Origin of the sequence: Eisenbergiella sp. OF01-20, from assembly GCF_003478085.1 — a bacterium.
Classification (GTDB): Bacteria; Bacillota; Clostridia; order Lachnospirales; family Lachnospiraceae; genus Eisenbergiella.
This window is the reverse complement of record NZ_QUES01000005.1, coordinates 64,300-84,021: the sequence shown is the minus strand read 5'-3', so window position 1 is coordinate 84,021 and position 19,722 is coordinate 64,300. Positions and strand designations below refer to the sequence as shown.

General features: G+C 50.3%; 17 protein-coding genes. 16 read left to right on the top strand and 1 reads right to left on the bottom strand.

The genetic code is table 11. From position 1 onward, the window contains the following. The first annotated feature begins 91 nt into the window (after positions 1-91). The 7 genes from DXA36_RS08885 to ftsZ all read left to right on the top strand — a co-directional run bounded on the left by DXA36_RS08885 (position 92) and on the right by ftsZ (position 9,118). Positions 92-1,846 (top strand): peptidoglycan D,D-transpeptidase FtsI family protein, encoded by a 1,755-nt coding sequence (locus tag DXA36_RS08885; protein WP_118678289.1) that lies wholly within the window; start codon positions 92-94, stop codon positions 1,844-1,846. Positions 1,847-1,902: 56 nt separating this feature from the next. Beyond that, the gene (gene mraY, locus DXA36_RS08880) at positions 1,903-2,859 is read left to right on the top strand and encodes a phospho-N-acetylmuramoyl-pentapeptide-transferase (RefSeq protein WP_118678287.1); all 957 of its coding nucleotides are present in this window, start codon (positions 1,903-1,905) and stop codon (positions 2,857-2,859) included. Between the two features lie 31 nt (positions 2,860-2,890). Next, positions 2,891-4,243 carry a UDP-N-acetylmuramoyl-L-alanine--D-glutamate ligase gene (murD, locus tag DXA36_RS08875; protein WP_118678285.1) on the top strand — a complete coding sequence of 451 codons (1,353 nt, stop codon included), beginning with the start codon at positions 2,891-2,893 and terminating at the stop codon, positions 4,241-4,243. Positions 4,244-4,288: 45 nt separating this feature from the next. Further along, positions 4,289-5,443, top strand: coding sequence for an FtsW/RodA/SpoVE family cell cycle protein (locus tag DXA36_RS08870; RefSeq protein ID WP_118678283.1), 1,155 nt, complete (start codon positions 4,289-4,291; stop codon positions 5,441-5,443). 100 nt (positions 5,444-5,543) lie between these two features. Then, entirely contained in the window at positions 5,544-6,794 is a 1,251-nt protein-coding gene (gene murA / locus DXA36_RS08865) for a UDP-N-acetylglucosamine 1-carboxyvinyltransferase (RefSeq protein WP_118678281.1), read from the top strand. 14 nt (positions 6,795-6,808) lie between these two features. Beyond that, positions 6,809-7,831 (top strand): FtsQ-type POTRA domain-containing protein, encoded by a 1,023-nt coding sequence (locus DXA36_RS08860; protein WP_118678279.1) that lies wholly within the window; start codon positions 6,809-6,811, stop codon positions 7,829-7,831. Positions 7,832-7,927: 96 nt separating this feature from the next. Further along, positions 7,928-9,118, top strand: coding sequence for a cell division protein FtsZ (gene ftsZ / locus DXA36_RS08855; RefSeq protein ID WP_118678277.1), 1,191 nt, complete (start codon positions 7,928-7,930; stop codon positions 9,116-9,118). A 133-nt stretch (positions 9,119-9,251) separates the two neighbouring features. Here the strand turns inward: ftsZ and DXA36_RS08850 are convergent, their stop codons facing one another. Beyond that, entirely contained in the window at positions 9,252-10,121 is an 870-nt protein-coding gene (locus DXA36_RS08850) for a LysR family transcriptional regulator (protein ID WP_182478986.1), read from the bottom strand. Between the two features lie 182 nt (positions 10,122-10,303). Between DXA36_RS08850 and DXA36_RS08845 the strand changes: the two genes are divergently transcribed. The 9 genes from DXA36_RS08845 (at position 10,304) to sigE (ending at position 19,693) form a co-directional block, all read left to right on the top strand. Beyond that, complete coding sequence (locus DXA36_RS08845; RefSeq protein WP_118678273.1) at positions 10,304-11,587, top strand: L-cysteine desulfidase family protein; 1,284 nt, start codon at positions 10,304-10,306, stop codon at positions 11,585-11,587. A 64-nt stretch (positions 11,588-11,651) separates the two neighbouring features. Next, positions 11,652-13,394 carry a peptide ABC transporter substrate-binding protein gene (locus DXA36_RS08840; RefSeq protein ID WP_118678271.1) on the top strand — a complete coding sequence of 581 codons (1,743 nt, stop codon included), beginning with the start codon at positions 11,652-11,654 and terminating at the stop codon, positions 13,392-13,394. A gap of 145 nt (positions 13,395-13,539) precedes the next feature. Beyond that, positions 13,540-14,496 carry an ABC transporter permease gene (locus DXA36_RS08835; RefSeq protein WP_118678269.1) on the top strand — a complete coding sequence of 319 codons (957 nt, stop codon included), beginning with the start codon at positions 13,540-13,542 and terminating at the stop codon, positions 14,494-14,496. A 12-nt stretch (positions 14,497-14,508) separates the two neighbouring features. After that, positions 14,509-15,426 (top strand): ABC transporter permease, encoded by a 918-nt coding sequence (locus DXA36_RS08830; RefSeq protein ID WP_118678267.1) that lies wholly within the window; start codon positions 14,509-14,511, stop codon positions 15,424-15,426. Between the two features lie 16 nt (positions 15,427-15,442). Further along, positions 15,443-16,471, top strand: coding sequence for an ABC transporter ATP-binding protein (locus tag DXA36_RS08825; protein WP_118678265.1), 1,029 nt, complete (start codon positions 15,443-15,445; stop codon positions 16,469-16,471). Then, positions 16,468-17,457, top strand: coding sequence for an ABC transporter ATP-binding protein (locus tag DXA36_RS08820; RefSeq protein WP_118678263.1), 990 nt, complete (start codon positions 16,468-16,470; stop codon positions 17,455-17,457). Before DXA36_RS08825 ends, DXA36_RS08820 begins: the two co-directional genes overlap by 4 nt. A 25-nt stretch (positions 17,458-17,482) precedes the next feature. Beyond that, positions 17,483-17,839 (top strand): hypothetical protein, encoded by a 357-nt coding sequence (locus DXA36_RS08815; protein ID WP_118678261.1) that lies wholly within the window; start codon positions 17,483-17,485, stop codon positions 17,837-17,839. Between the two features lie 308 nt (positions 17,840-18,147). After that, on the top strand, positions 18,148-18,996 hold the full coding sequence (locus tag DXA36_RS08805; RefSeq protein ID WP_118678257.1) for a sigma-E processing peptidase SpoIIGA: 849 nt from the start codon (positions 18,148-18,150) through the stop codon (positions 18,994-18,996). Beyond that, a complete protein-coding gene (sigE, locus tag DXA36_RS08800) occupies positions 18,956-19,693 on the top strand; it encodes an RNA polymerase sporulation sigma factor SigE (protein ID WP_009252084.1) in 738 nt (245 codons plus the stop codon). Before DXA36_RS08805 ends, sigE begins: the two co-directional genes overlap by 41 nt. The last annotated feature ends 29 nt before the right edge of the window (positions 19,694-19,722 follow it).

Here is a 19,722-nt window from a genome sequence, read left to right as displayed (position 1 = left end):
GGAATCTTTCGTACAAAAGAAAGCTGAAATGAGAATAACCTCATAAATCCGGTAATAGATTGTATCAATTACCGCTTTATGAGGTTTTCCAATGGAAGAGAAAAATAAAACATTCCACAGAAAGAAAACAGTCTGGGCTTTCGCACTCTGTCTGGCCGCTTTTGTCGGGCTGGCGGGACGCCTTGTTTATCTGATGGTATACCAGTCGGCTTACTATACCCAGGCGGCGGAGGAACTCCATCAGAGAGAAAGAAATATCAAAGCAAAACGGGGAAGGATCATTGATGCCACCGGGACGGTGCTGGCGGATAACCGGACCGTATGTAACATTTCCGTTATCCACAACCAGATATCGGATCCGGACAAAGTGGTCGAAGTGCTTGCCAAAGAACTGGATCTGGAGGAGGAATATGTCAGAAAGCGGGTGGAAAAATATACCGCCATTGAAAAGATAAAAAGCAATGTGGACAAATCGGTGGGAGATGCTATCCGTGCTTACCAGCTGGACGGCGTTAAAGTGGATGAGGACTACAAGAGATATTATCCCTTTGACAGCCTGGCCTCCAAGGTGCTTGGCTTTACCGGCGGAGATAACCAGGGAATTGTGGGACTGGAAGTCAAATACGATGAATACCTGCAGGGGGAACCGGGAACCATCCTGACAGTGACCGATGCCAGAGGCGTGGAGGTGACGGAGGAGGGAGAAGACCGGGTGGAGCCGGTAAACGGCGACGATCTGCATATCAGCCTGGATGTGAATATTGAACAGTATGCCACCCAGCTTGCCAACCAGGTTCTGGCGGCCAAGGAAGCGGAGAGTGTTTCCATCCTTGTTATGAAGCCTGATAACGGTGAAATCCTTGCTATGGTCAATGTGCCGGAATTTAACTTAAATGACCCTTTTACCCTTCCGGAGGGGACGGATACGGAGAATCTGTCCGATAAGGAAAAACAGGATCTGCTGAACCGGATGTGGAGAAACGGCTGTATTAATGATACCTATGAGCCGGGGTCTATATTTAAAATCATCACCGCTGCCGCCGGGCTGGAGGAAGGTGTGGTGACGATGGAAGATAATTTCAGCTGCCCCGGTTATATTATGGTGGAGGATCGCAGGATCCGGTGCCATAAAACCTCAGGTCACGGGGCGGAAAACTTTGTCCAGGCTACCATGAATTCCTGCAACCCTGTTTTTGTTACGGTGGGGCTGCGGCTGGGAGCGGACAATTATTACAGATATTTTAACCAGTTCGGGCTTCAGAACAAAACCAATGTGGATTTGCCGGGAGAAGCCGGAACGATTATGCACAAGCTGGAAAACATCGGTCTGGTGGAGCTGGCTACCATTTCGTTCGGCCAGTCCTTCCAGATTACCCCGATACAGCTGGCGACTACGGTATCGTCCCTGATTAACGGGGGCAACCGGATCACCCCCCATTTCGGAGTGGAAACGGTGGATGAAGAAGGCAATGTAACAAATACCTTCGAGTATCCGGTTACGACCGGCATCGTATCGGAGGACACCTGTGAGAAGCTGCGCTATATGCTGGAGCAGGTGGTGGAAAACGGAGGTGGTAAGAACGGATATGTGGAGGGCTTCCGGGTGGGAGGCAAAACGGCAACCAGCCAGACCCTGCCGAGAGGAACCGGGCGTTATATTGCCTCTTTTCTGGGATTTGCGCCGGCGGACGATCCCCAGGTGCTTGCCCTGGCAATTGTAACGAACCCGCAGGGCGTGTATTACGGCGGCCAGGTGTCGGCCCCGGTGGTGCGGCAGCTTTTCGAGAATATCCTTCCTTATTTGGAAAAGTTGGATTATAATGTACGAGAACAGCAGGAAAAATGAAAGGAAAGGGTGACAAGTGTACTTTCTGTACACGGGATAGTCACAGGAAAGGTTAAATGAGTTTATCCGTTTGTATACCGGTGCTTCTTTCGTTTCTTGTAAGCGTTTTGCTGGGACCGGTAATCATACCTTTTCTAAAGAGACTTAAGGCTGGGCAGACCGTCAGAGACGAAGGGCCCAAAAGCCATTTGAAAAAAAACGGGACACCGACGATGGGAGGGATACTGATCCTGTCGGCAATGATTGTTACCTCTCTTTTTTATATGAAAGAATATCCGGAAATCAAGCCGATACTCCTGCTGACACTGGGGTTCGGGCTGATCGGTTTCCTGGACGATTACATCAAGGTGATTCTGAAGCGTTCCATGGGGCTTTCCCCTTTGCAAAAGATGGCGGGGCAGCTGGTGGTTACCGGCCTGTTCGCTTATTATCTGCTGAAGGTCACCGATATCAGCCTGGCGGCAAAGGTTCCTTTTATGCCGGGAGTCGAGCTGGATTTGGGCTGGCTGAATATACCGCTTCTGTTCTTCATTATAATAGGGACAGTGAACGGTGCGAATTTTACCGACGGCCTAGACGGCCTGGCGGCCAGTGTAACCGTGCTGGCAGCCAGCTTCCTGTCGGCAGCGGCTATCGGTACGGGGACGAGGATTGAACCCATAACCTGTGCAGTGGCAGGGGCTTTGATGGGCTTCCTGCTTTTCAATGTGTATCCGGCCAGCGTTTTTATGGGGGACACGGGTTCCCTTGCGTTAGGGGGATTTGTGGCGGGGGCGGCATATATGATGCAGCTTCAGCTTTTTATACCAATTATCGGTTTTATTTATGTGATAGAGGTGGTTTCCGTCATTCTCCAGGTAGTATATTTCAAAGCTACCGGAGGGAAGAGGTTATTCCGCATGGCGCCTCTGCATCATCATTTTGAGCTGGGCGGATGGTCCGAAACGAGGATAGTGGCAGTGTTCTCCATCATTACGGCGATTCTGTGCCTGGTGGCATTAATAGCCATGTAAAAAAGCGGCATTGCCGCCTGGGAGGTAGAAAATGAACGTAGCAGGTAAAAAGGTTTTGGTGGTGGGCACCGGAAAAAGCGGCATTGCCGCTGCCGCATTGCTGGCGGAGGAAAAAGCGGTGCTTTATCTTTTTGATGAAAATACGGAAACAGATTGCAGGGAAGTGGAAAAAAAGCTTCCGGATGCGGGGATCACAGTGATAACAGGAACCCTTCCGGAGGGTCTTGCCGGCGAACTGGATCTGGTGATAATAAGCCCGGGGGTTCCCGCGGATACGCCTTTTGCGGATGATTTCAGGGACAAGGGTATCCCGGTGTGGGGGGAAGTGGAGCTTGGCTATGCGTTTTCCAAAGGCGGGGTAATCGCAATTACCGGAACCAACGGAAAAACCACGACGACAGCGCTCACGGGCCAGATCATGCGGGACTGGTTTCCTTCCGTTTTTGTGGTGGGGAATATCGGGAACCCCTATACACGGGAAGCGTTAAATACCCGGGAGGACAGTGTGACGGTAGCGGAGATCAGCAGCTTCCAGCTGGAAACCACGGAACACTTTCATCCTGCGGTATCCGCCATACTGAATATCACGCCCGATCACCTGAACCGCCATCATACTATGGAGAATTATGTGGCGGTAAAGGAATCCCTTACGAAGAACCAGACCAAAGAAGACACCTGTGTGCTCAACTATGAGGATCCGTATACGAGGGCCTTCGGGGAACGCTGTCCGGCCTCTGTCATCTGGTTTTCCTCTGCGCGTAAGCTGACGGAGGGCTATTATCTGGAAGGGGAAGAGATTTTCCGATGCTTCGCAGGAGTGACCGAAAAGCTTCTTAATATCAATGAGATGCAGCTTATCGGCACACATAATGTGGAAAATGTTATGGCAGCAATTGCCATGTCGGCGGCATATGGCGTGCCTATGCCGAATATACTTTATACAGTAAAGCATTTTCAGGCGGTGGAGCACCGGATTGAATATGTGGCGACAAAGAATGGCGTGGCCTATTACAATGATTCCAAGGGAACCAACCCGGATGCCGCCATCCAGGGAATCCGCGCCATGAACCGCCCTACTATTCTGATAGGCGGCGGTTATGATAAACAAAGTGAATACGATGAGTGGGTGGAGGCTTTTGACGGAAAGGTCAAGCTGCTGGTACTCATCGGACAGACAAAGGAAAAAATAGCGGAATGTGCCAGGAAACATGGGCTTACCAACATTGTTTTCGCAGATACATTCGAAGAATGTATGGAAACCTGCGTAAAAAATGCGGTTTCCGGAGACGCAGTGCTGCTTTCCCCCGCCTGTGCCAGTTGGGGGATGTTTCCCAACTATGAGGTAAGGGGAAATATGTTCAAGGAATATGTGAATAATCTGTAACTGTGAAGGGGCTGAACAGTTACAAAAATCTGAAGGAGTGATTGCGTGGCATCCAGAAAAAACAAAAGGCAGTCTGAATATTTTTTTGATTATACCCTGCTGTTTATCGTGCTTTTCCTGCTGGGCTTCGGGTTGATTATGGTTTATTCCACCAGCTCGTATGAAGCGTCCATATCGGCCAACCTGAAATATGATGAGGCCTATTATCTGAAGCATCAGGCACTGGCTACGGTTATGGGGCTTTGTGCCATGATTATCGTGGCAAATATCCCCTACCATTTTTGGGAAAGATTCGCCACACTGGGGTATTTTGTATCGGCGGCTTTGATTCCTATGGTGCTCACGCCATTGGGAATCGAGGCGAACGGCGCCAGAAGATGGCTGAACCTGGGACTTTCCGTTCAGCCTGCGGAGATCGCCAAGCTTTGTATGATCCTGTTTTTGGCAAGCTTTATCTGTAAAATGGGAAAAGGGATCCGTACGGGCAGGGGCTTTTGGATGGTCCTCCTTATTCCCGTTCCTATCTGTCTGATGGTGTGGAAAATCACTAATAATATGAGCTCCGCCATCATTATTTTCGGGATAGCCCTTCTCATGCTTTTTGTGGCAAGCCCGGATTATAAGCGGTTTATTCTGATGGGCGCTGCCGGCGTAGCTGCAGTTGCCGCGCTTGTGTTTGTAATTATCCAGATGGAACACAGCGATCTGGGTTTCCGCGGCGGCCGTATTCTTGCCTGGCTGAATCCGGAGGATTATGCTTCGGGAACAGGCTTCCAGACGCTGCAGGCGCTGTATGCCATAGGATCCGGGGGAATCTTCGGCAAAGGTCTGGGACAGAGTATGCAGAAGCTCGGTTTTCTGCCGGAAGCGCAGAATGATATGATTTTTTCCATAATATGTGAAGAACTGGGGCTGTTCGGGGGCATTGCGGTGATACTCCTTTTTGTCCTGCTGATTTGGCGGTTTATGGTAATCGCAAATAATGCTTCGGATCTGTTCGGCGCGCTTCTTGTGGTAGGCGTGATGGGACATATTGCCATCCAGGTCATCCTGAATATTGCCGTAGTTACGAATACGATCCCCAATACCGGTATTTCCCTGCCTTTTATCAGCTACGGAGGTTCTTCCGTCATGTTCCTGATGATTGAAATCGGCCTTGTACTGAGTGTTGCCAAGGGAATCAAGCTGAAAAACATGTAGGCCGTCCCGGGAAGAAATTTACAGGTACAGGGTGTCAAGGCGCCGCCTTCCGCATAGGATAGAATAGTTCTATATTGAAAAAATCCGGGAAGGTGGACAATTGAAGTCTATTTATATCAGCGGAAACGCGCCTTTGTACGGCGAAGCTACGATCCAGGGATCAAAGAATGCGGCGCTGCCGATTATGGCGGCGGCTCTTTTAATTCCTGGAATCAGTGTACTTAAGAACTGTCCCCACATTGCCGATGTGGAATATATGTGCAGAATCCTGGAAACCATAGGCTGTATTGTGGTATGGGACAAAAACGAAGTACGCATAGATGCAACGGCTGTGAAAACAAGCCGGCTTCCTGAAGAATATGTGACCATGATGCGTTCCTCAGTAATGCTGATGGGTCCTATGCTGGGAAGGATCGGTGAGGTATCCTTACATTATCCGGGCGGCTGCGTCATTGGAGACAGGCCGATTGATATCCACCTGAAGGCACTGGAACGCCTTGGTGTCCGCTACAGCGACAGCGAGCAGGAGCTGGAGGCACAGGCATTCCGTCTGACAGGAACCGATGTTTCACTGGAGTTTCCCAGTGTGGGGGCCACGGAAAACCTGATTATGGCGGCGGCTGCCGCGGATGGGATTACCCGGATACAGGGAAGCGCCCTGGAACCGGAAATCATCAGCCTGTGCGCGTTCCTGCGGACGGCCGGTGCGGAGATACGGGGAGAGGAGACCGGCTGCATCACGGTTACGGGCGGAAGAAAGCTTCATCCCTGCTGCTTTACCATACCGTCTGACCGGATTGTGGCAGGTACTTATATCTGTGCATGCCTGGCGGCAGGAGGCGAGATTTTCCTGAAGAATACGCCCCGGGGACAGCTCACAGCCATGGAGGATGTGGCGGTGCGGATGGGCTGCATCCTGCGCAGAAGCCCGGAGGGGCTGTTCGTACAAAGACGCGGCGTCCTTTTTTCTCCAGGATTTGTGGAAACGCGAAGCTACCCGGGGTTTCCCACGGATCTGCAGTCCCCGCTTCTGGCGGCGCTTTCCCTGGCTGAGGGGGAAAGCGCTTTACGGGAAACCATTTTCAACGGAAGATTCGGGGTGGTGGATGAATTGAATAAAATGGGAACCGGTATTGTTGTGAGGAAGGATACGGCCTGTATACCGGGGGGCAGGAGGCTGTCAGGGCAACATGTGACCGCAAGCGAACTGCGGGGCGGTGCGGCCCTTGTGGTGGCCGGTCTGTGTGCGGAAGGGATGACTGAGGTGGAAAACCGGTATTTTATTGATCGGGGCTATGAGGATATTTGCCGTGATCTCAGTCAGCTGGGAGCGGATATTGACAGTTGGTAAGATAGGGGCTGTAAATGAAAACGGATAATAAAAAGAACACGAATAAAAAAAATGTCCGGAATAAAAAAGCCGGCGGCAGGAAAACTTCTGCCGCCCCCGGGGGCGGCTCCGGGAAGAAAAGCACCGGGAAACCGGCAGCATCCCCTTCCCCGCCGAAGAAAAACCCCGGCCCGGACAGAAGCCGCAGCATAGGGCGGGTGGCGGCAACCACCTCCACGGGCAGCAAACTCCGTCTGGTGCCGGGAAATGCCGCGGGAGGAAAGAGCAGCCGTTCCCCGAAGAGCACGGGAAGCCTCGGATCCCTGCAGAATACCGGAAGGAGAAAAGGGCTGATCGCGGCCGGGGTACTGTTTTTTTTGCTTCTTACGGCGGCCGGCGTACTTTTTTACATAAGCCGGCATTACCATGTGGAAACGATCTATGTGGATGGCAATGTCCATTATACGAATGAAGAAATCATTGAAATGGTTACATCCGAAAAGTTGGGGGACAACTCCCTTTACCTGTCCCTGAAATATAAAAACAAAGGAATCAAAGGAATTCCTTTCATAGAAAAAATGGATGTAAAGGTACTTGCGCCGGATACGATTAAAATTGTGGTTTATGAAAAGGCCGTGGCGGGATATGTGGAATATCTGGATAAATACATGTATTTTGACAAGGACGGAACCGTAGTGGAGGCATCCGATACCAAAACGGCGGGAATCCCCCAGGTTACCGGTATCCCTTTTGATCAGGTCGTGCTTTATGAACCGCTGCCGGTGGAGAATCAGGAGGTTTTCAAAGAAATCCTGTATATGACCCAGATACTGTCCAAATATGAAATCAGTGCGGACAAGATCTACTTTGATGATGCGTACGAAATGACGTTATATTTTGGGGATGTGAGAGTAAAGCTGGGAAATGACGACAACGTGGAAGAAAAAATATCCAGACTGAAGCAGATACTGCCGGCTGCAGAAGGAAAGAAAGGGGTCTTCCGAATGGAAAATTATGCCGGAAGCGGCTCTAATGTGTCGTTTGAACAGGATAAATAAGTAGAAGAAAATGAAAAAAGATATTGCGTTCTTTGCAAAATAATTATATGATAAGAACTGTGAAGTTTATATGGATATCTAAAGGAGGAACAACCTTTGCTGGAAATTAAGACAAATGACGCTGAGTCGGCCGCTAAAATCATTGTCGTTGGTGTTGGCGGTGCAGGCAATAATGCTGTTAATAGAATGATTGATGAGAAAATTGACGGTGTGGACTTTGTAGGAGTCAATACGGACAAGCAGGCGCTTCAGCTGTGCAAGGCGCCCAAGCTGCTTCAAATAGGGGAAAAACTGACTAAGGGGCTGGGAGCCGGCGCCAAGCCGGAAATCGGCGCCAAGGCGGCAGAAGAGAGCACGGACGAGATCACCAATGCCCTGACCGGGTCGGATATGGTATTTGTCACATGCGGAATGGGAGGCGGTACCGGAACCGGTGCGGCGCCTGTTATTGCGGGAATCGCCAAGAGGATGGGAATCCTTACGGTGGGCGTGGTGACCAAGCCTTTCCGTTTTGAAGCCAGAACCCGTATGACCAATGCGTTAAGCGGTATTGACCGTCTGAAAGAAAGTGTGGACACGCTTATTGTTATCCCGAACGACAAGCTTCTTGAGATTGTCGACAGAAGGACAACCATGCCGGAGGCCCTTAAGAAAGCGGACGAAGTCCTTCAGCAGGCCGTACAGGGAATTACGGATCTGATTAATGTACCTGCCGTTATCAACCTTGACTTTGCCGATGTACAGACCGTTATGAAGGAAAAAGGAATTGCCCATATCGGTATCGGCCATGGAAAAGGAGACGATAAAGCAAGCGAAGCTGTCAAGATGGCTGTGGAAAGCCCGCTGCTTGAGACGACAATCGCAGGAGCCACAGATGTTATCATCAACGTCAGCGGTGATATTTCCATGTATGATGCAGACGATGCGGCCAGCTACGTACAGCAGCTTACCGGTGATGATGTGAATATTATCTTCGGTGCCATGTACGATGATTCCACACCGGATACCTGTCAGATTACCGTTATTGCAACCGGACTGGATGACAAGCCTGCGCAGGCGCAGAACAAATTCGGTTCCGCTTTCAGTGTGAAGCCCCAGCAGTCACCTGTAAAGCCCGTGCAGCCCGGTATGGCGGGAAGGCCCTATACTCCGGTTTCCCCGGCTCCCGCAGGCGGAACCAAACCGGTTCAGACGCCTAATTACTCCGGAATACATAAGCCCGGCAACCTGAGAAGCAATGTGGAAGAGAAATCCCTCAAGATTCCTGATTTCCTCCAGAAAAAGTAAATCCATATAAACAGAAAGGGCAGAGGTTTCCTGCCGGTTTTATAAAAGGGCTGTGAAAAATCCTACAAAAAAAAGAACGTTTTCAGGTACAGAACCTGGAGTCGTTCTTTTTTTGCGGGAAAGTTATAGAATCTCACAGAGAGTCAAGAAAGGCTCTGAGGGGCAGGGATATCCGGCGTTTGTTGCTGTAAATGACCTGTATGGACATGCGGATCTGGTAATTCTGAACCTGGATCAGGGAAATGGTACCGAGCCGTAAAGCTTCCGAAAGGGTCATGGCAGGCAGGAGGCCGATACCCAGCCTGCGGGAAACAGCCTGAATGATGTACCTGGAATAGCCGATTTCAGTGATACAGGACAGTGTCTGTCCCCTGGCGGCGACTTCGCTTTCAAACACCTCCCGGTAGTTGCAGCCTTTTTCGGTCAGGATAAAGGGTTCCTGTAAAAGCTGCTCCAGCGTAATATCCTTCTGGGAAGCGAGAGGATGGCCGGAAGCGCAGAAAAAAGAAATATCAACAGGGTATTCCCGCGCAGTCACCATGTCAGGGCGGGATATTTTGTTATCCAGCAGGAAAATCAGGTCGAACTTCCCTTTTTCCAGCAGATTAAGGGCCTGGTGGGTGGTGACGATCTGCAGATTCAGCGATACCTGGTGATAGTTCAGGCTGAAATTCTGGAAAAGGGTAACGAATTCGGAAGCGCATATTGTTTCCATAATACCGATATTCAATTCTCCTTCGGGTTCGCCTGACAAAGAAAAATGTTCGACAGCCATGGACTCATATTTGATTATTTGATAAGCATACTGAAGGAATTCTTTTCCGGAAGCGGAGAGGATGATGCGTTTTCCATTTCGGTCAAACAGATTTACATGCAGTTCATTCTCCAGCTGTCGGATCTGTGCAGTTACTGTTGATTGTGCATATCCCAGTTCCTGTGCAGCTTTTGTAAAATTCCCCAGTTCCGCCGCCTTGACGAATGTACATATATTTTTAATCTCCATATTGTACTCTTCCTTCCCTTTGAAATCCTTGACGTATTCCATACTTTCATAATCGGAAAAACCGATATGTATTATTATACATTTTAATTATGCATAATGCAATTATTATGCTATACTAAAACACAAATTCAGATAATGATTTGTAACATAGTATACACATGATAATCAGGAGCCGGGAAAATATGAAACTTTCGAAGGAAGATTATATAAATTTTGTGGAAATATTGAAGGAGGAGCTGACGCCGGCTTTTGGGTGTACGGAGCCAATCGCTATTGCTTATTGCGCGGCTAAGGCCAGAGAGACGTTGGGATGTCTTCCGGAAAAAATTGTGATTGAGGCTTCCGGTAATATTATAAAAAACGTGAAGAGTGTTATCGTGCCGAATACCGGCAGGCTGAAAGGAATTCCGGCGGCGGCCGCCGCAGGGATTGTGGCGGGAGAGGTTTCGAAGATCCTGGAGGTGATTGCCCAGGTTTCTGATACCCAGAGGCAGCAGATCAGGGAGTACCTGGAACGAGCCTGTTTTGTGGTGAAATCGCTGGAAAGCGGGGACAAGCTGGATGTGCGGATCACTGTTTCGTCGGGAGGACAGGAAGCGGCGGTGCGGATAGCCAGAAGCCATACCAATATTGTACGTGTGGAAAAGAACGGAGAAGTAATTCTGGACAGAGAAGGGGAGGGCTGTGAGGTTTCAGGCCACAAAGCGGATCGCAGCGGCCTTTCCGTTGAGAATATAGTAACATTTGCGCAGGAGGCGGAGATATCGGATGTGCAGGAAATCCTGGACAGACAGATTTCTTATAATTATGCAATTGCTGAAGAGGGAATCACACACGATTGGGGCGCAAACGTAGGAAGAGTTTTGTTGAGAACCTGCGGTACGGATGTGAAGACGAGGGCTAAAGCCATGGCGGCAGCCGGTTCCGATGCGCGTATGAGCGGTTGTGAGCTGCCGGTGGTTATCAATTCCGGAAGCGGTAATCAGGGGATTACCGTATCTGTCCCGGTCATTGTATATGCGAAGGAGCTGCATTCCTCCGCGGAAGAGCTTTACCGGGCGCTTCTGGTATCCAATCTGATTGCCATTCATTTAAAGAACGGCATCGGCCCGTTGTCTGCTTTCTGCGGAGCGGTGAGCGCCGGCTGTGCGGCCGGGTGCGGTATCGCGTGGCTGCAGGGCGGGAGGCTGGAAGAGGTCTCTCATACATTGGTCAATTCCATTGCCATTGTCTCGGGAATTGTGTGTGACGGTGCCAAACCGTCCTGTGCCGGAAAAATAGCGTCTTCCGTAGACGCAGGCATCTTAGGGTATTCTATGTTTCAGGAAGGACAGCAGTTCTATGCGGAAGACGGGATTGTATCCCAGGGTGTGGAAAACACCATAGGGAATATTTGCCGTCTGGGTGCGAAGGGGATGTGTGAGACCGATGAGGAAATCATACGAATCATGACGCATTGCGACTAGGCATAGGATATAGGCTTTCACAATAGAAGACGTACAGTCTGAGAAGAACAAAGGAGGACACAAAATGAAAAAGATACTGGCAATGCTGCTGACGGGTGTGATGATAATAGGCACACTGTCAGGCTGTGGGGATGGTACGACGGAAGTGGCGACCGCAGGGGATTCAAATGTTTCCGCCCAGACGGCGGATAATGCTTCCGGGGAAAGTGCGGCGGCAGGTGCCGATACGCAGGTGCTTAATCTGCGGGCAACCTCGTTCGGGAACAATTATGATGTACAGGATATGGGCTGGCGCTGGATGATGGGCGACTGCTATGAGGGTCTGTACCGCAACGTGGCGGATGAGAACGGGGAGCACTTCATCCTGGCAGGTGCGGAGAGTGTGGATGTTTCCGACGATGGCCTGGTATATACCTTCCATCTGAGACAGAACGCGAAATGGTCCGACGGACAGCCTGTTACGGCTCATGATTATGAATATGGCTGGAAAAGACTGCTGGATTCTTCCAAAGGTTATGATTACGCTTCCTTCGCCCTGAATGTTGTGGGTGCGGAAGAATATAACAAAGGAACCGGAAGCAGAGACGATGTGGCGGCAAAGGCGCTGGATGATTATACCTTTGAGGTCACACTGAAGGTGGCGGATCCTACTTTTGATGCGAAGCTGGTGGCGACGCCTCTGTATCCCACACGTGAGGATATCGCGGAAGCTGCAGGCGACAACTGGGGCAAGGACTGGACGCTTTGCGTTTATAACGGCCCGTTCTGTATGTCCGAGCTGGTGGAAGATAACAAAATGGTATGGACGAAGAACCCTTACTACTGGGATGCGGATAATACAAAGCTGGATACCGTCAATTGGTTTTTGGTAGCGGAGGATTCCACCGCAGCGACCATGTTTGAAAACGGAGAGCTGGATGTGCTGCAGACCTCCGGTGACTATGCGACAAAATATTCCGCAGCGGCGGCTGAAGGAAAGTATGTGGAGCTGACCTCGGATTATCCGGGAACTGTTACCATGAATTTTGAATTCAGGGACGGCGGCCTCTCAGGACTGATGAAGAATGTAAAGATCCGGAAAGCGATTTCTTACTGTATTGACAGGGATGAAATGGTGGAAGCGATCTATGGCAGATACAAACCTGCTTACGGATATGTGGCTCCTGCCATCACCTTTGACGGAGAACCCTGGCGCAACCAGGTAGAGGAGCCGGCAAAGGCGGAATATGAACAATATGGCGGCGATCCGGCCAAGCTGCAGGCGCTGTTCCAGGAAGGTCTGGATGAGCTGGGCGTGACCACACCGATCAGTGATATTACACTGAACCTGCTTACCAGCGGGAATACGATTGAGAATCAGTCTGAAAGGGAATATATCCAGCAGGTGATCTCCCAGAAGCTGGGCTGTAAGGTGGAGCTGAATTCCGTGGGCGATTATGCCCTGTTTAAGGCACAGAGGGACGATAATCAGTATGATATGATGATCGGCGGCTGGTGGAGCGATTACAATGATCCGCTGGATTACCTGAATACCTTCCATACCGGTTATTATGATTCCTATGGATATTACAGCAATCCGGAATATGATGCGCTGTCTGATTCCCTGGTTGGTGAAAACGATATGGCGAAGCGCAAGGAAATCTACACAAAAATGGAAAATATGCTGTTTGAAGATTGTGCGCTGGCTCCGATTTATTACAATACCAAACAGGTATTCCTGCAGAACTGGGTGAAGGACTTCAGGACTTCCTCCTTCGGCGCGAGCCAGGAGCTTTATATCACAAGAATTGAAGGAAGAAACAGATAAAAGAAGCTGTAACTTCAGCGAAATAAGGTATACGATAAAAGAAAAAACTATAGAAGGGCTTACGAAGGGCGGTATGGTTTGGCGAAGATGCCAGGCCGTCCGCGTGAAGTAGCCCTTCTTTGGTATAAGAACAGGGAGTGCTGTTATGGTAAAATACTTACTCCGGCGATTCTGTGAAATGATACTGACACTTTTCCTGATCGCTACCGCAACATTTTTTCTCCTGGAGGCGGTTCCGGGAGATCCTCTATCCCAGCGTGCGGACAAGCTGCAGCCGCAGGCAAAGGAAACTCTGTATAAGAGATACGGTCTGGATAAGCCCGTGATGGAGCGCTATGCCATTACAATGGTCAATATGGCGAAAGGCGATTTCGGTGAATCCTTCGTATATGCGGGGCAGACGATCGGCAAACTGGTTCATGACAGGCTGCCTGTATCCGCCAGGCTGGGGATCCAGCAGATGCTGCTGGGTGTTACCATCGGCCTTCTTCTGGGAATTCTGGCTGCCACACGGAGGGGAACGATTGCGGACTATATGGTGGTCGGCCTGTCGGTGCTGCTCATTTCTGTCCCGCATTTGATTTTCGGCCTTCTGCTGCAGAAGGTATTCGCGGGAAACCTGCGATGGTTTCCGACGATCGGCTGGCCGGCGGGGAAGGATCTGTGGGTAGGAGGCTGGGAGTATACCTTCCTGCCGACGCTGACAGGGTGCTTTACTTATGTAGCTACCTATGCCAGGCTGTTAAAGACCTCCATGCTGGATGTCATCAACCAGGATTATGTGCTGACTGCAGAATCCAAGGGCTTAAGCCGTGCGGCTGTCGTGCGGAAGCATATTCTGCGCAACTCCTTTATTCCGGTCATGACGCAGCTGCCCATGTCCGTGGCCATGTGTATCACCGGCTCCTTTTTTATTGAGAGCATTTTTTCGATACCGGGCATCGGACAGTATTTCGTGACAGCGGTTAATAATCAGGATCTTTCCATCGTGCTGGGAGAGACGGTGCTGCTCGCCGCGCTCTATATTGTGGTGCTGTTCATCACCGATATTCTCTATGTGCTGGTGGATCCCCGGATCGGTATGCCGGGCAGCGGAAAATAGGAGGAGAGAAGAATGGCACAATTAACACCGGAAAAATTTAAAGTCATCGGCTTCTCCCAGGAGGAAGCCAACCGGATCGACCGACCGACCATCTCCTATTGGCAGGATGCCTGGAGAAGGCTGCGAAAAAATCCCGTGGCAATGGTATCGTTGGTGGTGCTGGGGCTGCTCGTTGTCCTTGTCATCATCGGTCCTTATATCCGCGGCTACGATTATATTGCCATGAATGTGGTGGATAAGAACAAGGGCTCAAGCGCCCAATACTGGTTTGGCACCGATAACCTGGGACGTGATCTGTTTTCCCGTATCTGGGTCGGCGCCCGGGCTTCCATCCTGATTGCCATCGTGGCTACCGTCTTAAAGCTGGTGGTAGGCACGCTGTATGGGGCGGCTATGGCGCACTTCGGCGGCTGGGTGGATGATGTACTGATGAGAATTATTGAGGTTATCAATTCCGTTCCCTACCTGCTGGTGACCATCCTGATCATGATGGTACTGGGTAATAATCTGTTCGCGCTGCTGATAGCCCTGAGCATTACCGCATGGTGCAATACGGCCAGGCAGACCAGGGGCATGATCAAGCAGCTGAAGGAATCGGAGTATGTCTATGCGGCAGAGGTCCTGGGTGCAAAGCCGTCCCGGATCATCTTAAAGCATTATATCCCGAATATGCTCAGCATCCTCATTCTGGATGCCTCCACGGCAATCCCGCAGTTCATTTTCACGGAGGCCGGACTGAGCTTTCTGGGGATCGGCCTGAAAGCGCCGGCGATCAGCCTGGGCGTCCTGATTTCCCAGGGACAGCAGACCATGGATTTCTATCCGGCCCAGCTGTTTTATCCGTGTGCGGTCCTCTGCATCATTGTCATGGCTTTTAACCTGCTGGGAGACGGCCTGCGTGATGCCCTGGATCCGAGACTGAGACAGTGAGGGAGGATAAGACAAAATGAGCGAAACAAAAAATATACTGGAAGTAAAGGAACTGCGGGTTTCCTATCATACCTATGCGGGAGAGGTACAGTCTGTCAGAGGGGTTTCTTTTGAATTGGAAACAGGGAAAGCGCTGGCGATTGTGGGTGAGTCCGGCTGCGGGAAATCCGTTACCGCCAAGTCCATTATGGGGCTGATCAAAGGACCTGCCGGAGAAGTCAAGGAAGGCAGTACGATCCTTTATAACGGCGACAACATATTAAAGTACAGTAAAAAGCAGTGGCAGGCGTATAAGGGCGGGGAGTGCGCGATTATTTTCCAGGATGCGCTGGCTTCCTTAAATCCCACCATGCGTGTGGGAAAGCAGATTATGGAAAATCTGATGGCCCATAAGAACATGGATAAAAAATCGGCGCAGAAGGAAGCGGTGGAAATGCTGCGTATGGTCGGCATCCCGGAGCCTGAGAAGCGGGTGAAGCAGTATCCGCATGAATTTTCAGGAGGTATGCGCCAGCGCGTCATGATTGCCATCGCTTTTGCCTGCGACCCGAAGCTTCTGATCTGTGACGAGCCGACGACGGCGCTGGACGTGACTATCCAGGGGCAGATTCTGGACATCATCAAGGATTTGCAGAAGAAGCATAATACTTCCGTTATTATTATCACCCATGACCTGGGTGTTGTGGCGAATCTGGCGCAGGATATTGCGGTCATGTATTCCGGCGTGATCGTGGAAAAGGGAAAGAGTGCGGACATTTTTTACCGCCCAAGGCATCCCTATACCTGGGCGCTGATCGAATCCGTGCCGCGCCTTGACCTGGAAAACAAACAGGAACTGGCCTCCATACCCGGAACGCCGCCCGATCTGTTGAATCCGCCCAAGGGCTGCCCTTTTTCCACCAGGTGCAGATATTGTATGGAAATCTGCAAAGAGGAAATGCCGGAGCGCACGGATTTCGGGGACGGCCATATGGCATCCTGCTGGCTGCATCATGAGATGGCGCCGAAGGTGGAGATGCCGGAGCGGAAAGGAGGAAAGCGATGAAGGAACAAAAGGAAGTGCTGCTTTCCGTACAGCATCTGAAAAAATATTTTCATGTGGGGAAAAACGCCATATTAAAAGCGGTGGATGATGTTTCCTTTGACATTTATAAGGGCGAGACGCTGGGAATGGTAGGGGAATCGGGCTGCGGCAAGACGACCTGCGGCCGTACCTGTATCGGCCTTTATGACAGAACGGACGGAAAGGTCCTGTACAAAGGGCAGGATGTACACGCGCTGGATCCGAAGGAGAAACGGTCCTTTAAAAAAGAAGTGCAGATGGTGTTCCAGGATCCCTATAATTCCCTGGATCCCCGTATGACGGTTGCGGAAATCATCGGCGAGGGAATTGACATCCATCACCTGGCAAAGACAAAACAGGAGCGCCAGGATATCATTTATAAGTATCTGGAACTGGTTGGGTTAAACAGGGAACATGCGAACCGGTTTGTACATGAATTTTCAGGCGGACAGCGTCAGAGAATCGGTATTGCCCGCGCGCTGGCGGTGCAGCCGGAGTTTATCGTACTGGACGAGCCGATCTCTGCGCTGGATGTTTCTATCCAGGCGCAGATTGTCAATCTGCTCGTTGATCTGCAGAAGAAGATGGGGCTGACCTACCTGTTTGTGGCACATGACCTGTCCATGGTAAAGCATATTTCCGACAGGGTGGCGGTGCTTTATCTGGGGACGCTGGTGGAGCTGACAACCTCCGCGAAATTATACGAAAACCCTCTTCATCCCTACACGCAGGCTTTGCTTTCCGCTATCCCCATTCCGGATCCGGAGATCGAAAAGGAAAGGGACGAGAACAAAATACGCCTGGAGGGGGAAGTGCCAAGCCCCATCAACACAAAGCCCGGCTGCAGATTCAGGGGAAGGTGCAAATATGCGATGCCCGTCTGCGAACAGGAAATGCCGTCTCTTACGGAGATCGGGGAAGAGCATTATGTGGCCTGCCATCGCTGTGTACAGGAAAAACGACGGTAAGTGATACGGTTTTTGAGGAGTGAATATGAATAGAATAAAAAATCTGCTTAAGGATTTGGTAAAAGCGCTTCTCTTGGGAATGGCTGCTGCATTGGCAGCGGCTGTTCTTTTATTGGTTTCAGGCTTATTTTTCGGAAAGGGCGGCATAGATGCCGGCTTGGAAACAGCAAAAAACGGCGTTTTCCTGATTGCGGCTCTTCTTCTGTTTCTTTTGGCGGGAATGCTTATAGTGAAGGGGAAAAAGCCCGACAGGGAGGAAAAGGGCCTTCGGAAACATTTTGAGGTGATAGGTTTTAAAACGGCGGCGGGTATGGCTGCCGTGGCTTTTGTGACTGTTGGGGCCGTTGCGGATTTTCTGCAGCGTTATCTGCACTCATTATAAATAAGTAAGCTTAGTACTAGAGCGAACTTTTCAAAAGTTCGCTCTAGTGCCGAAGGCACTTTCTTATATCTTCCGGAATACGCAGTTTTTCCGGATTATCCGACAGAACCGCAGGACAGCGGTTCTTTTTTGATCCCCGAAACGCGGGAAAAGGAGGGAACAAGCCTTTTTCCCGCGGTCAATTATATAAATTTGTCGAAAATTACAGACGGATACAGAAGAGAATATGCGTGGTTCCGACAAAAAATGCGGGGACTGGCCGCTATAATTAACCCATGTAAGCAGTCCTATAATACAGGAGGTGAGAGGTGAGATACATCGTATATATTGACCGCCTGTTTCTGCTTCAGTTCATACAAAGCTGCATGCTTTTGCTGCTGACAAGGGCATTTCTGCGAAGCACTGTCACGCTGAAACGGATTGTCCTGGCATCGTCGGCCGGCGCGCTGCTTTTTTGTATGATTCTACTCATGCCCGATATGGGCAGAAGCATGAAGATTCTGCTGTTTGCATGCAGCGGCCTGGTGACGCTGGGAATGGCGTTCCGGATAAAGTCCCTGCAGGTTTTCTGCAAGGCCGTAATCCTGTATCACGGGGCTGCGTTTCTGCTGGCAGGAGCCCTCAGTGCCCTTCGCGCTGTGTGTGGCAGGGAGACCGCAATGGACACCCTGCAGGCATCGGCCTGCGCTGCGGCGATAGGCATCACTGCACTTTGTATCCTGCGCTGGGAGCAGATAAAGAGGGAAGAGATAGTGGTAACCGTAATCCTGGAAGAAGGGGAGGTACAGCTTATGCTGAAGGCGCTGATAGACAGCGGCAACAGCCTGTATGATCCTATAAGCGGGAAACCGGTATGCGTTGTGGAAAGAGAGGCGCTGGAAGGGAAAATCCCCTTGGATATCCCTGAAAAGTTCCGTCTTATTCCCTATCACTCCATCGGAAAAAAGCATGGCATGATGCAGGCGGTGGAAATTGAGAAACTTAAGGTAAAGAAAGATGGACAGGAGTTGATTGTCGAAAAAGCGCTTCTTGGCCTGTATGAAGGAAAGGCCTCGGCACATGGCGGTTACCAGATGATCCTGCATCCTGCATTATTTGAAAATCGGAGGAACGGACATGATACTAAAAGTCGCAATACCAGGAAAAATGCAGTTTAAGATGATTCGCAGGGAACCCAGTTTCCTTTTATCAGGCCAGGGGGATATCCATTACATCGGAGGGGCAGAGGTTCTGCCGCCGCCGCTGGAATCAGAAAAAGAAAATGAAATCATAAGCGATCTGGGGACGGAATATGAAGACGAAGCGAAGAATATTCTGATTGAACATAACCTCAGACTGGTCGTTTACATAGCAAAGAAATTCGACAATACGGGAGTCGGTGTGGAAGACCTGATTTCCATCGGTACCATCGGACTGATCAAGTCCATCAACACCTTTAAACCGGACAAAAATATCAAGCTGGCGACCTATGCCTCCCGCTGTATTGAAAATGAGATCCTCATGTATCTGCGCCGTAATAACAAAACCCGCCTTGAAGTCTCCATTGACGAGCCTTTGAATGTGGACTGGGACGGAAACGAGCTTCTTCTTTCCGATATCCTGGGGACGGACGAGGACGTTATTTACCGGGACATTGAAAATGAAGTGGAAAGAAAGCTTCTCCTCAAGGCCATCAATAAGCTGACCGACAGGGAAAAGACCATTATTAACTTAAGATTCGGTCTTAATACCCCGGACGGGCAGGAAATGACACAGAAGGAAGTAGCCACACTGCTGGGCATTTCCCAGTCCTATATTTCCAGGCTGGAAAAGAAGATCATGAAGCGGCTGAAGAGGGAAATGGTAAAAGAATAAAGTTTCCAGATTTTGTATTTCCTGTTTGG